Consider the following 13,205-nt stretch of genomic DNA (forward strand, 5'->3'; position numbering starts at 1 on the left):
CTTAATTTTGTAATCTTGCAAGTCAAACTTTTTTTGATCCCACATAAGAAATGTAATTTGTTAACAAATCTCAATATAAATTAGGGTACAATACTCTGCGGTTCCACAACTAGTTTCAAAACTAATAGTTAGCATGAGTAAAGAAATTGATTTCTCAAAAGAAGCTAAATCTCAGCCGCTTCCCAGTTCCATTCTTAGTTCCAAGTCATCCACAGTTAACTTTAATCAGGTGCGGATGCAAGCAGAACTTTTAGAATTAGAGTTTGATATTGACACGCTACTAGGACAGTTACAAAACCTTAGCCGCTTAAGCCAAACTGGGAGTAAAAAATAATGGTTACGGTATCCCAACCGCAAGTATCATCTGCGCCCAAAACTCTTCCGCCAGACACCACACTCCGATCAATTATTAAAACCTTACCGCCCGAATGCTTTACCAAGAATCCCCTTAAAGCTTGGTCTGGCTTACTATTCAGCGTTATTGCAGTAGCCTTAGGTTATGTCAGTATCGCCCTATCTCCTTGGTACCTATTGCCCTTCGCTTGGATTTATACTGGCACCGCTCTTACAGGTTTTTTTGTAATTGGTCACGACTGCGGTCACCGTTCTTTTTCTAATCGCAACTGGATCAATAACTTGGTGGGGCATATTGTGTTTTTGCCTTTGATCTTCCCATTTCACCCTTGGCGATTAAAACATGATCATCACCATTTACACACCAATAAAATGGATGAAGATAATGCTTGGTATCCCTTTACTGAGGAGTTATATAAGGAAGTTAAGCCTTATGAACGTACTGCTTATCGCTTGATTCGAGGTAAGTTTTGGTGGTTAGGTTCCATAATTCACTGGGCAAATCTGCACTTTAACCCTAGCCTCTATCCTGAGAAGCAAAGAAAAGAAGTGATATTCTCGGCAGGTTTAGTAATTGCCTACGCAGCGATCGCTTTCCCGTTAATGATTTTGGCGGGTGGTATCTTCGGCTGGGTTAATTTTTTCCTAATGCCTTGGTTGGTTTATCACTTTTGGATGAGTACATTTACGATTGTGCATCATACTATGCCAGATATTCCTTTTAAGACTAAGGAAGCATGGAATGCCGCCCAAGATCAGCTTACAGGTACAGTCCATTGTGAATATCCTGCTTGGGTAGAGCTATTGTGTCATCACATTAATGTCCATATTCCTCACCACATTTCTACGGGTATTCCTTCCTATAATTTGAGAATGGCACATGAATCTCTGAAACAAAACTGGGGTGATTATCTATATGAAACCACATTTAACTGGAAGCTAATGGATCGTATTAGTTCTGAATGTCACATTTATGATGCGGAAAATTGTTATAGGCGGTTTGATCAGTTGTCTTAGATTTTAAAACTTTTTTAGCTTGAATGTTTACACTTAATTTTTTCGGTTAATTTTTAGAGACAACTAAACTTTAAAAAACTTGTTATTCTAATTTCATCCTAATTCCTGTGTCATTGGCATAGGTTTTTTTATTATTGTTTTTATTATTTGTATATGCGGCGATCGCCTAAATTTATTTGCTATTCCAGTGGTGGGATCGATTTACAGATTAATGGGGCTTTGGGCATAGCCTTTAATGAATTAAATAGCGAGAATAGTGCATCTTTGGCTAAAGTTTGCGAATATCTATGGAATTGTGGCATTGACGGATTTTTACCAACTTTAGTTACTAATGCCCCTGAAAAAATTTTGAGTTCTTTGGCAGCGATTCATCAAGCGATCGCCCAGCTTAAAAATGCTCCCAACTCAGCCCAAATTTTAGGAGTGCATTTAGAATGTGCTTTTTTCCATCCCGATCGCCGTGGAGCGCATCCTAGAGAGTATCTTAAACCTTTAACCATAGATTCACTCAAACAATTAGTTGGCGATCACTTAGAAATTATTAAGCTGATCACCCTTGCCCCAGAGCTAGATGTCACGAATACTGTTATTCCCTTTTTAGTCGAACGGGGGATTATTGTCAGCCTCGGACATTCCACAGCTACATCTAGGCAGGCTCAATCTGCTTTTAATCTGGGTGCAACTATGGTGACCCATGCCTTTAATGCCATGCCACCTTTGCATCATCGAGAGCCGGGGTTATTGGGGGCAGCGATTTTAAATCCGAGGGTTTACTGTGGTTTAATTGCCGATGGGGTCCATGTCCATCCCCAAATGGTTGAGATATTATGGCGACTGAAGGGCAAAGAAATTGTTTTAGTCAGTGATGCCCTTGCCCCTTTAGGCTTACCCGATGGGATTTATCCGTGGGACGATCGCACCATTGAGATCAAAGATTTTACGGCACGATTGCCCGATGGAACTCTATCTGGGACAACTCTTTCGCTGTTTGATTGTGTGCAGAATCTGGTCATATGGGGAATTTGCTCTCCCCAAGAAGCGATCGCCCTAGCAACGGAAAGTCCCAGAAAAGTTCTTAATCTGCCCTTGTTTCCAGCTTCTCTAGCTTGGTATTGGCAGGAAGAGGAGGCACAACTGACTTGGGAACGCTGCGATGGATACCGATGATCATAGCTAAGGTGGACTTAAGCTGCTTACGGGGAATCACTGCATCAACTTGCCCATGAGCAAGGAGGTACTCGGCAGTTTGAAAGTCATCGGGGATTTTTTGTTTGAGGGTTTGCTCAATTACCCTCCTGCCCGTAAAGCCAATCAGTGCCTTCGGTTCAGCTAGGATAATATCTCCGAGCATGGCAAAACTAGCGGTAACTCCGCCTGTAGTGGGATAGGTCAGAATAGGGATGTAAAGTAATTTAGACTGGCGATGGCGATCGAGGGCAGCTGAGGTCTTTGCCATTTGCATTAAGCTTAAAATTCCCTCCTGCATTCTTGCGCCTCCAGAAGCACAGACAAGGATAACTGGAACTTGCTGTTGGGTTGAGGCTTCAATTAGTCTAGTAATTTTTTCCCCTACCACCGATCCCATACTGCCTGCCATAAACCGAAAGTCCATGACCCCTAGTCCCACAGGTATGCCTTCTAATTTGCCAAATCCAGTTACAATTCCATCCCCAAGACCAGTGCTTTTCTCGGTTTCAATTAATCGATCTTTGTATGCTTTGCGATCGCGAAACTCCAAGGGATCACAGGAACGTAGGTGCTCATTGATTTCAACCCAAGTATTTGGATCAATTAGCTGACTAATTCTTTGGGCAGAAGTAACTTGCACATGGTGTTGGCATTCGGGACAAACCATATAGTTGGTCTGCAAATCTTTAATATAGGTTAAGGCATCGCAGGATTCGCACTTGTACCATAGCCCATCGGGTATATCCCGCTCTTGATAGGGAGGATCATACGGCAATTCAGGAGTAGGAGATTTACGGCGATCGGCAAACCAGTCAAACAGCGACATATTTCACTCTAAAGAGTTTATCAAAACCCTAAAAAAATTATCAAATCACATCAAATCATAACTCAAGGAATTACATCCCTAAAATTATGATTCTAAATGAATATCCTAATTAACCTGTGATTAATTGGCAACTGGTTTCGGCTTAGGCATATCTTGCAGGTGCGTATAAACCGTTCGGGAAATTTGCCGAATTAGTTCATTTGCCCTTTGATCGTTACTAGGTCGTTTAGCGATCGCGGAAATAATATATCTTTTCCCATTTGGCATATCGATAATTCCGGCATCACCAACTACGGATTTAATATCACCGGTTTTGTGAGCAATTCGAGCATCAGGGGGAATACCTTGGGGCAGAAGGGTATTAGTTTTAGTACGGTGCATAATATCCATCAGGCGATCGCGGCTGCGCGGAGAGAGGATTTTACCCTGTTCCACCATTGATAAAAGGTTAACTAAGTCCTCTGGGCTGGTGGTATTCGTCCCAGTTAAATCAGGGAGGGGATTACGAATGACCGTAGAAGTTAAGTCCCAACTTAAAAATCTTTGATTTGCCTCCTCTATGCCACCGATGCGCTTAATAATCATATTAGTAGCAGTATTATCACTGATGATGATCATCAAGGTTATAGTTTCAAGGGCAGATATTTTAGTGCCAACGGGTTCGTACTGCAAACCTCCCGATTCACCGACAATCACATCTTTACTTAGCACTAACTGCTCATCTAAGCGGGCTTTACCAGCATCAACATCCTGCAAAAATGCGACTAATACTGGAATTTTAATCATACTGGCGGAAGCGATCGCCTCACTACCTTTAATATTGACATACCCCCCGCTATCAAGGTCAGTTAAGTAGGTCTCCACAGTAATGTCTGGCTGGGATTTAGTCAGGGCATTAATTTTGGTGGTTAATTCGGTTAATTCAGTTTTGGTAGCAGGTTCAGGGAGAGGTGAGGTAGTTGGAGTTGTCTTAGGCGTATCAGTCGGGGTAGTTTCGGGGGGAGCAACCACCACAGGTTCAGGGCGAAAAAAGGCAATGGATGTACCAGTTATTACACTTATGCCGATGCCAATAATTACTAACTGGAGGAATATGCCGAAGAATGGTAAAAATACAGATTTTTTAGGTGCTTTTTTGACCATAGTTCTTCTTCTCCCCGTTACTGTAGTTGGGGTGGTTGATGGTTGCGGTTCTGAAGTAGAACGTTTAGAACTTAGTCGCGTTGGTCGATCTGTTGCCACAAATTTTTGTTTACTCACACCTTGTGACAAATATAGTAACTAAATTTTGTAAAAATTCAAATCATTATTCAAATTATTTCTCTTGTGCTGCCCAATTAATTTGACGGATAATGCCACGTAACATATCAATTTCAGGTTTTGTCAGATTTGCTTTATTAAATAAATGTCGTAATTTTTGCATGCGACTAAAGGATGTGTGAGGAAAAAGATAGCCAATTTTTAATAAAACCGCTTCTAAGTCTTGATAATATGCCTCTAAGTGTTCTAGGCAGGCGATCGCTGATTCGGAATCTGTATTTTCTTTATTTTTTAGATTTTGAGAAGCAGAATTTACTGGAGGTAATAAAATCTGAAGCTGATAACAACAGATTGCTACTGCTTGGGCAAGGTTGATTGATGGGTAAATTGGCGATACGGGAATTTGGATCACCTTTTGGCAGTAGGCAATCTCAGCATTTGTTAAACCTCGGTCTTCCCGCCCAAACACGATCGCTCCTATTTCCATATTAGGTAAATACTCAAAATCAACTCCAGACTCAATTCCTAGGAGCCACCTGATCCCAACTTCAGGGCTTTCGGTAGTAATTTCTGTGCGTCCCGTCGTGGCGATCGCCCTTTGACAACCACCTAAAGCTTGGGGTAAATCATCAACAACTTTGGCACTATCGAGAATATCTTGGGCATGAACTGCCATATCTTGGGCGGCTTTGGCATAACGATCGCTGGTCAGATCAAACTTTGGATTTACCAGCCATAATTCCGATAGTCCCATATTTTTCATGACTCTAGCGATCGAACCCACATTTAATGCTCCCGATGGCTCCACCAAGATAATCCGAATCTCTAACATTGATCTAAGTTGTTGATCTAAGTTTTTATGAATGAACAAATGCTGATCGCAGTAATTCCCAAACCTAACCATAGCAAACAACAAATTCGAGTTAGATGCAAAGCTTGGTAAATAGTTTTAGGCGTAATCGGATCAATATCATCTCCAAGTGAGGGTTTGTATTTAATTTCTCCCCGATACTGATTAGCTCCCCCGACTTGAACGCCCAAAATTGCCGCATAAATGCACTCACTCCAACCAGAATTAGGACTTGGATCGGCGATCGCATCCCGTTGACAAATACGCCATACTGCTAAAGGTTTACCTGAAATTAAGCCCAAAGTTATTACTGTTAAGCGGCAGGGAAGCCAAGTTAAAACATCTTCGGTTTTAGCACTGAACCAACCTAAGTCTGCATAGGGAGGATAACGGTAGCCCACCATAGAGTCCAAGGTACTAGCAGCTTTGTATGCCATAGCGATCGCTACACCTACACTGGGAGTTAAAAATAAAGTAAACCCTAGCAAAGCATAAAATAATGGGGCGGTAACTCCATCAACAGCATTTTCGGTAATAGTTTCTAATACTGCGCGTAAAATTTCTGGCTCTGTTAAGTTCTCAGTATCCCTGCCCACATATTGACTTAATCGCTGGCGTGCCTTGATTAGATTATCAGATTCTTGCTTCAGCGCATTTAATACATCTTCTGCCGCATTTCTTAAACTTTTCCCAGCCCAACAACTAGCGAGGAGAATACTGGAAACTACTATGCCTAGCCTTAAATCCAGATAGGTAAAAAAGCTAATTATTAACCAAGTGATCCCGCCACTTATGGCAATGAGGCTAAAGCCTAGAACTATGCCCCATAGCTTCATGACCACAGGTGAAAATTTAGGGATTTTAGTATTTTTGTTGGTATCTGTGAAAACTACACAGTTGGTAAACCCTGCGATCGCCCATCCCATAACCTGCACAGGATGGAGAAAATTAACAGGATCACCAATTACATAGTCTATAAAAGCTGCTAAAACTAAGATAGTAACCAGAATCATTTACTGGTTTTTCAAATGGGCATGAATGGCTTGGAGTTCAGTTAAAATCTGCTGCAAAATCTGATTAGTTGTATTTACGGGAGACTCTTGCACTTGAATCGTGACCTGTTGAATTTTTAAGACATCCCTAGCGAACCGAGATACTTCCGTTGGGTGAAACAACAAAGGCTCATTGCGATTTTGGCGCAGTTCAGGATTTAACTTTTTGGGATCATAGGGTAAATTAATTTCTTCCACATCCGTATTGGCATAACGATATAGGGAAGGACGCGATCTCCCCAAAGCCTTCTGTACAGCCTCAATATTCATGAGAAATTCTGAAGAGGAATTTTCAGTTGTCATACTGATCAAGAATTACTTTTTACCGAGTAAATTACGATTTAACTCTAGCACTGGGCTCACTAAAGCGACTTCCTGCGGTTCTAAAAGCTGCTTGACCACCTGCTGCATAATATTATAGGTGGCATCACAGCTACGCTCAGCATTAAAGGCTTGCATAATTGTTTGAAACCAAATTAAAAACTGATTCTTGAGGTTATCGTCATCATCAATCAAAACAGTTAAAGCCACATATCGTAATACTCTTAAGGTATCCCGTTTCCATTTGTCCGATACATCCTCAGCCCCATTTTGCAAAAGCTTGGGATCGAGCGATCGCAGTTTTGTATAGACTTGCTCGACAATCTTGGCTTCAAGGGATTTTAGTTTTTGATAGACTTGCTTACGCAGGCTAAAGGACTTGATGTAAGTGTTAATAAACTCTAATTCATCATCACTAGCATATCTGCCATCAGTTTCCACACTTAACTTTTCTAAATTGACAAACATATAAGTTCCTAAAGTGATCCCCAGTGATAATTATCTATAGGTTTGGACACAGGCGATCAAGATTTAATAAAAATTTGTAGCAATGCGTATCTAATGAATATCCTAAGACGGCTCCTTAAAGAAATCTAGTAAGCAACACACGGTAGCGATTCTTTTTCGTAACGGTAATTTCCCCGACTGCCAATCGTCCTTTACCACTTACCGCTACAAGATCACCGGATTTAAGCTGATAACTAGGCTGGGTTACACTTTTCCAATTAACCCGCACATCATCACCATCAATAAAATCGACCATCTTACTCCTAGACATGCCAAATCCCGCCGAAGCGATCGCATCCAAACGCAAAGAGGCTTCAACCGTAGCAATTTCTTTAGTTTGGGGTGGTCTAATTTTTAAATTTGCTAGTTCAATACTGCGAACTTTAACAGGGACAGTGCGAACTTGGTTGAGACTTACGCTTAAATATTCCACCAACTCTGGTACCACGATCACCTGCGCTCCTTTTTCTCCCAGTAAAATCAAATCTCCAACTTTTTGACGTTCAATACCTGTACCTAAAATTGCTCCTAAAAAGTCTCGATGGCTAGCGGGATCAAATAAAAAATTACCACTAATATCTATAGCTGCTAAATTAACCATCTCTGGTTCTAGGGGTAAATCTATGTGGGCGATCGCCATCCGACATCTTTCCGCTTGGGCATAGCCACCGTAGATTACGAACTTAACTTCAGTAAATTTCTTAAATACCTGTTGTGCCTCAATTAGCTCTGACGGAGACAGAAAATCACTACATACCACTTCCCATGTTTGCAACGCCTGATCGCCTAAATCTAAGAGTCGGCTGATAACTTCTCGGTGTTCTAATCCAGTTAATAAATCCCGTGGCAACATTTTAATATTCTGCTTAAATATTCACAATCCGCTCAGTAATGCCTTAGTTCATTTCACAAATCATGTTGATTATGGTGAGAACTCTGAAGGTAAATTAAAATAAAATTAAAAGTCAATATAATTCACCCTAAACCTATCCTAGGTGATCACCCATGAATCTGCCGCTAATTATTGGAGCCCTTGCTGTTTCTTTCTTTTTGATGTGGGGGTTGCTGAGTATTCTCAAAACTTCCTTCCAAACCGCCCTGATTGTGACTTTGATTGTTTTTGGCTTACAAATGGGCTTAAAAATTTCACCCCAAGAAGTATTTAACCAAATCTCGGTATTTATTGGTGGCATAGGTAAGTGGTTTGTAAAATGGGGAACCACAAATAAACCACCTTCGGACTTCCCCAAAGAGTCTTTGCAATGGCTCCTAGATTCGGTATTTAATACTTAAATTACTGAATTAATAGTTAGCCGCCAGCGATCGCAGGAATAATACTAACCTCATCTCCATCATTCAGCACTGTATTAGCACCATCTAAGAAGCGAATATCTTCACTGTTAACATAGAAATTAACAAATCGGCGCAGGTTTCCCGCTTCATCACAAATACGAGCCTTAATCCCCGGGCAGTTACTTTCTAGGGAATTTAGCATTTCGGTGACATTACTACCTTCGCACTCAACTACGGCTTGATTATTGGTTAACTGTTGCAGGGGAGTGGGAATTAAAACTTTGAGAGCCATATCTAAGGAATTTATAAGTGAAATTTGTAAGAAATTTGATTGAACAAAACTACTCTAATTTTGCCATAAAAGCAGTCATTGCCGCTTTAGCATTTCGACGCAGGCGATCAGGTTTAATCCGACGTAAGGCAGAACCTGTAAAGTTTTTATCCCATTCTTGATCAGTAATTTTGGCTAAGTCAGCTAAATTTGGGACAGTATTCTGGGGATAGGGCTGAAATTCTTGAACTTTAGTCTCTTGAGCAAAGCGATGATTCCAAGGGCAGACATCTTGGCAAATATCACAACCCGCCACCCAGTTATTAAGGTTTATATTTTCAGGTAATGCCTCGGACTTGTTTTCAATGGTGTGATATGCAATACAACGATTAGCATCTACTACAAATGGCTGAGCGATCGCCCCCGTTGGACAAGCATCAAGACAACGGGTACAGGTACCACAGTGTTCGGTATGGGGTTGATCTGGTTCTAATTCTATGTTGGTTAAAATCTCCCCTAAAAATATCCATGAGCCATACCCTCGGCTAATTAAATTACTATGTTTCCCAATCCAGCCAATTCCTGCCCTTTGCGCCCATGCTTTTTCAGCGATCGGAGCAGTATCAACGTAATACCGAGTTTCAATATCCTCACCTTGCGACTGTAGCCAATGGCTGAGAATTTTTAGTTTTTTACCTAATATACGGTGATAATCCCGTCCCCACCCATACCGAGAAATCTTAGCAATGGCAGGATCATCAACGTGAATATTTGAGTGAGTATTTGAGGTGTAATAATTTAATCCCACGCAAATTACGGACTCTACCGAAGGCATAAGTTCTTTAATATTCAGACGTTTAGGATTTTCCATCCATGCCATATCAGCGTGATAACCCAATGCCAACCAACTTTTCAATCTGTCAGCTTCAGGGTAACTTTCTAAATCAGCGATCGCTATTCCTACCAGATCAAATCCAATTTCATAAGCCTTTTGTTTAATATCAGCAGACTGCACCATAAATTTGTTGGGAATTTGTTGGGATTAATATTGCAAAATAATTACTAATTAAGAAAAGATTTGACGAAAATACGAGTTATCTTAGATACTAGAATGTTAGGATTAATTGTGTTTTAAATCATTAGAATCAATGGCAAAAATTAAGCAACCTGTAATGTTAGAAGGTGAAGCATTACTCCAAAAAGTTAAAGAACTAGAACATTTATCTAAGGAAGAGAAAGCTAAAGCCTGTGGTTATTCTACCGTAACCAAAACAGGTAAGGATCGCATAAATTCCATGAAGTTTTTAAATGCTCTAATGGAAGCAGCTAACATTAAGCTTGATACCAAAGGTTCTACCAAAGGTGGCAGAAGTGCAAGTTATAGAGTTAGCGTTCAAAAAAATGGGAATTTATTAATTGGCTCAGCCTATACTTCACAAATGGGTTTAAATCCTGGCGATGAATTAGAAATTAGGTTAGGACGCAAACATATTCAGCTTAAGCCATTAGGTACTATTGACTCTGAAGCATGAGCGAAGTTAATTTTTCCCGAACTTAGAAATAACTATTATAAACACCGCAAACATTCTAAATATAGGAGTGACTGATGCTAAATTTTACTTAACTACTTCAACCAGCAAATTCATATAGTTATCAGATTTTAACTTTATTATATACTTATCAAATTTATGACAAAAATTATTAAAGTTAGCTGATTTGACTTCCTACGTTTTTAGTCCAAAATCACACCTGAGATAGATAGAAATTGCTCAATCAGATAAATTTGGAAAGCAATTAGGGCATTTTAGAAACTTAGCTTCACTACTTGTCTAAGAAACTAGGTCAATGCAAAAATGGGAAGATTGAACTTGGGGTGTAGTGAAATGGGGTAATATCAGCTGCTTCAGTAATTAGTATAGCGATCGCCCTAGTAAGACTCTTAATTGAATTAGCAAAATGGGCTAGATAATAAAGAAAAAATCTAGATAACCTTTATCTCTAATCTTTAAGGATGTAATTACTATGAGCATAGAGGGACTCGAACCCCCGACACCCAGGACCGGAACCTGGTGCTCTATCCACTGAGCTATATGCCCGCATCGAAATCATATCACTATTTTAGCGATGTTTGGCTCTTGATGCTAACATACCAACAGATGTACTCCCTAAGCCGCATTTATATGGTGAAAAGAATAGTTTTTGGGTTAATTTGGGTAGCCTTCGGTACCTATGCTTTTCTCTACGCACCAACCGATCAGCCTGAGACAAACACTTTAATTCAAAATTTAATCGCTGGACATATTGAAGGAATTAACCCTGCTATAGTTGCGCTTTTTAATATCATGGGAGTTATCCCTGGTATCTATGCCTGTCTTTTATTTGCTGATGGGCGGGGGCAGAAAATTCCAGCGTGGATATTTGTGATTTTATCCTTTTTTATTGGAGCATTTGGTTTACTCCCTTACCTTGCCTTGAGAAAGCCCAATCCAACTTTTATTGGTAAGCAGAACTGGCTTATTAAGGTATTTGACTCTAAATTGACAGGAATTTTGCTGGCGATCGCAGCAGCGTATTTAGTTGCCTATGGAGTATGGAAAGGTGACTGGATTGACTTTATTCACCAATTTCAAACTAATCGCTTTATCCATGTGATGAGCTTAGATTTTTGCTTGCTATGTTTACTATTTCCGTGGCTGTTGAGTGATGATATGCAGCGCCGAGGGATGGAAAATAATCAAACGTATATGCTAGTGTCGGTAGTTCCTCTGTTTGGGGTATTGAGTTATTTATGTATGCGATCGCCTTTAATTAGTTCTGAACCTAGCCAAAATCAAACCTTAGCATCTTGAGATTTAATTAATCTTATCTTTGATAGGAATGGGTTAATATATGCCTAATACACTAACTTAAGTAGCCAAAAGCTAATTAAAATGACTGACTTTACTCCCTACAAAAAACTAGGAGTCACAGAAGATGCCTCTTTCGAGGAAATTAAGGATGCGCGCGATCGCCTAATTGTGGAGCTAGATGGAGATACTCCCGCCCAAGAATTAGTTGAAGCTGCCTATGATGCCATACTTATGGATCGGCTTAAGGCTAGACAGGAGGGTAAAATTAAGGTTCCAGATCGGATTAGGTTTCCCGAAAAAAATATTACGACATCTCCAAGCATACTCCAACCCGTGGCATCTCCTGCTAAGTTGCGATGGCTGTCCGAGTCTTTAGATCGTCCTAGCCGTAAAGATTTAGTCACTTACACATGTACTTTTGCGGGATTATTAGCATTAAGTATTTTCCTGCCTGCTTCTAATAGCATTTGGATGGCAATCGCCCTGTTGGCAAGCATTTATTTTCTAAAGTCTAAGGAAAATCGGTTCTGGCGTTCTTTACTTCTGGCACTGGTGGGACTGGTTATAGGTGTATCCTTGGCAGTAGGGCTTTTACCTTTAATTATTCATGGTTTTTCCCTGTCAATTTCTACAGCAATTATCCTTTTGGTCATGTGGCTCGTCACGACTCTTCTGCGCTAAAAGCAGACTCTATATAGTTATAAAGTTGGTAAATACCAGACTTATCTATGTTCACAAGGGCAACATCAAATCGGCAATCTAAGTTAGATAGATGGGGATACTGCCCCAGAAATTCTAAGGCTGAAATATATAGCTTCTTTTGCTTAGATTTAGTAATTGCCAATGCCCCATCTTCGTCCCAGTTACCCAAACTACGGGTTTTTACTTCTACAAATATTAACCGATGGCGATCGCAGGCAACTATATCTAACTCCCCGCAAGGGCAGTACCATTGAGTTGCCAAGATTTCCCAACCTTGTGCCTTTAGGAGTTGGACGACCAAATTTTCGCCTTGATTGCCACGAATTTTAGCCGTCACCATAAGACTTGAATTACTGTGCCAACTACTAACAGCTTGCTCGTATCAGTTTCACTAGGATATGCACGCATAGCAGCTACCCTGGCATCTGCCCCATGATTAACAACACGAGATGCGATCGCATATTTACCATTGTCAACAGGAATTTCAAAACACTCATACTCATCATTGCCTCTCAGACCAAGCACTCGTGACTCGGAGAACTGAAGCGACTCTCCTTCAAGGTCGATTTCCACAAAAAGAAGCCAATCTGAAAATATTGCTTGTTTGGTAATTTCAGTTTCAGACTGATCACGCTGCAACAGTTTCTTTAGTTGGTTCATAGTTAAGGAAATTGTGTTTTATGGAGAAGGCATTAGCTAAGGAGCATAGCTGGCG

Annotated in this window: 18 protein-coding genes and 1 tRNA gene; 7 read left to right on the plus strand and 12 right to left on the minus strand. The window is 40.4% G+C overall.

Features of this window, described 5'->3' with window-relative positions; all coding sequences use genetic code 11:
* Window positions 1-133 precede the first annotated feature (133 nt).
* The 3 genes from SYN7502_RS00515 to nagA all read left to right on the plus strand — a co-directional run bounded on the left by SYN7502_RS00515 (window position 134) and on the right by nagA (window position 2,538).
* Window positions 134-334 (plus strand): hypothetical protein, encoded by a 201-nt coding sequence (locus SYN7502_RS00515; RefSeq protein WP_015166937.1) that lies wholly within the window; start codon window positions 134-136, stop codon window positions 332-334.
* Window positions 334-1,371 carry a fatty acid desaturase gene (locus SYN7502_RS00520; protein ID WP_015166938.1) on the plus strand — a complete coding sequence of 346 codons (1,038 nt, stop codon included), beginning with the start codon at window positions 334-336 and terminating at the stop codon, window positions 1,369-1,371. The genes SYN7502_RS00515 and SYN7502_RS00520 overlap by 1 nt, the downstream gene beginning before the upstream one ends.
* Window positions 1,372-1,524: 153 nt before the next feature.
* On the plus strand, window positions 1,525-2,538 hold the full coding sequence (nagA, locus tag SYN7502_RS00525) for an N-acetylglucosamine-6-phosphate deacetylase (RefSeq protein WP_015166939.1): 1,014 nt from the start codon (window positions 1,525-1,527) through the stop codon (window positions 2,536-2,538).
* Here the strand turns inward: nagA and accD are convergent.
* The 7 genes from accD to SYN7502_RS00560 all read right to left on the minus strand — a co-directional run bounded on the left by accD (window position 2,447) and on the right by SYN7502_RS00560 (window position 8,228).
* Window positions 2,447-3,385: an acetyl-CoA carboxylase, carboxyltransferase subunit beta gene (gene accD, locus SYN7502_RS00530; RefSeq protein ID WP_015166940.1), complete on the minus strand. Its 939-nt coding sequence runs from the start codon at window positions 3,383-3,385 to the stop codon at window positions 2,447-2,449. The genes nagA and accD overlap by 92 nt on opposite strands.
* A 120-nt stretch (window positions 3,386-3,505) precedes the next feature.
* A complete protein-coding gene (locus tag SYN7502_RS00535; protein WP_246828949.1) occupies window positions 3,506-4,645 on the minus strand; it encodes a serine hydrolase in 1,140 nt (379 codons plus the stop codon).
* A gap of 55 nt (window positions 4,646-4,700) precedes the next feature.
* Window positions 4,701-5,477, minus strand: a complete 777-nt coding sequence (locus SYN7502_RS00540) for an RNA methyltransferase (RefSeq protein ID WP_015166942.1) — start codon at window positions 5,475-5,477, stop codon at window positions 4,701-4,703.
* A 17-nt stretch (window positions 5,478-5,494) separates the two neighbouring features.
* Window positions 5,495-6,508: an adenosylcobinamide-phosphate synthase CbiB gene (gene cbiB / locus SYN7502_RS00545; protein ID WP_015166943.1), complete on the minus strand. Its 1,014-nt coding sequence runs from the start codon at window positions 6,506-6,508 to the stop codon at window positions 5,495-5,497.
* Window positions 6,509-6,850 (minus strand): hypothetical protein, encoded by a 342-nt coding sequence (locus tag SYN7502_RS00550; protein WP_015166944.1) that lies wholly within the window; start codon window positions 6,848-6,850, stop codon window positions 6,509-6,511.
* Window positions 6,851-6,862: 12 nt separating this feature from the next.
* Window positions 6,863-7,336 (minus strand): globin family protein, encoded by a 474-nt coding sequence (locus SYN7502_RS00555; protein WP_015166945.1) that lies wholly within the window; start codon window positions 7,334-7,336, stop codon window positions 6,863-6,865.
* A gap of 115 nt (window positions 7,337-7,451) precedes the next feature.
* Window positions 7,452-8,228 (minus strand): photosystem II S4 domain protein, encoded by a 777-nt coding sequence (locus SYN7502_RS00560; protein WP_015166946.1) that lies wholly within the window; start codon window positions 8,226-8,228, stop codon window positions 7,452-7,454.
* 152 nt (window positions 8,229-8,380) lie between these two features.
* On the opposite strand from SYN7502_RS00560, the gene SYN7502_RS00565 reads away from it, so the two are divergent.
* A complete protein-coding gene (locus SYN7502_RS00565) occupies window positions 8,381-8,668 on the plus strand; it encodes a hypothetical protein (protein ID WP_015166947.1) in 288 nt (95 codons plus the stop codon).
* A gap of 16 nt (window positions 8,669-8,684) precedes the next feature.
* Here the strand turns inward: SYN7502_RS00565 and SYN7502_RS00570 are convergent, their stop codons facing one another.
* On the minus strand, window positions 8,685-8,960 hold the full coding sequence (locus SYN7502_RS00570) for a MoaD/ThiS family protein (protein WP_015166948.1): 276 nt from the start codon (window positions 8,958-8,960) through the stop codon (window positions 8,685-8,687).
* A gap of 49 nt (window positions 8,961-9,009) precedes the next feature.
* Window positions 9,010-9,957, minus strand: a complete 948-nt coding sequence (gene queG / locus SYN7502_RS00575; protein WP_015166949.1) for a tRNA epoxyqueuosine(34) reductase QueG — start codon at window positions 9,955-9,957, stop codon at window positions 9,010-9,012.
* A gap of 130 nt (window positions 9,958-10,087) precedes the next feature.
* Here queG and SYN7502_RS00580 point away from each other — a divergent pair, with 130 nt between their 5' ends.
* Window positions 10,088-10,471 carry an AbrB family transcriptional regulator gene (locus SYN7502_RS00580; RefSeq protein ID WP_015166950.1) on the plus strand — a complete coding sequence of 128 codons (384 nt, stop codon included), beginning with the start codon at window positions 10,088-10,090 and terminating at the stop codon, window positions 10,469-10,471.
* Window positions 10,472-10,962: 491 nt separating this feature from the next.
* On the opposite strand, the gene SYN7502_RS00585 is transcribed toward SYN7502_RS00580, so the two are convergent.
* Window positions 10,963-11,035: transfer RNA gene (locus tag SYN7502_RS00585), tRNA-Arg, on the minus strand.
* Window positions 11,036-11,077: 42 nt separating this feature from the next.
* On the opposite strand from SYN7502_RS00585, the gene SYN7502_RS00590 reads away from it, so the two are divergent.
* Window positions 11,078-11,788: a DUF2834 domain-containing protein gene (locus SYN7502_RS00590; RefSeq protein WP_168130291.1), complete on the plus strand. Its 711-nt coding sequence runs from the start codon at window positions 11,078-11,080 to the stop codon at window positions 11,786-11,788.
* Between the two features lie 81 nt (window positions 11,789-11,869).
* Window positions 11,870-12,469, plus strand: a complete 600-nt coding sequence (locus SYN7502_RS00595; RefSeq protein ID WP_015166952.1) for a CPP1-like family protein — start codon at window positions 11,870-11,872, stop codon at window positions 12,467-12,469.
* Here the strand turns inward: SYN7502_RS00595 and SYN7502_RS00600 are convergent.
* Window positions 12,450-12,830: a YraN family protein gene (locus SYN7502_RS00600; protein ID WP_015166953.1), complete on the minus strand. Its 381-nt coding sequence runs from the start codon at window positions 12,828-12,830 to the stop codon at window positions 12,450-12,452. The two genes, SYN7502_RS00595 and SYN7502_RS00600, sit on opposite strands and share 20 nt — an antisense overlap.
* The gene (locus SYN7502_RS00605) at window positions 12,824-13,150 is read right to left on the minus strand and encodes a hypothetical protein (protein ID WP_015166954.1); all 327 of its coding nucleotides are present in this window, start codon (window positions 13,148-13,150) and stop codon (window positions 12,824-12,826) included. The genes SYN7502_RS00600 and SYN7502_RS00605 overlap by 7 nt, the downstream gene beginning before the upstream one ends.
* Window positions 13,151-13,205 lie beyond the last annotated feature (55 nt).

Origin of the sequence: Synechococcus sp. PCC 7502 (assembly GCF_000317085.1) — a bacterium.
GTDB lineage: Bacteria > Cyanobacteriota > Cyanobacteriia > Pseudanabaenales > Pseudanabaenaceae > PCC-7502.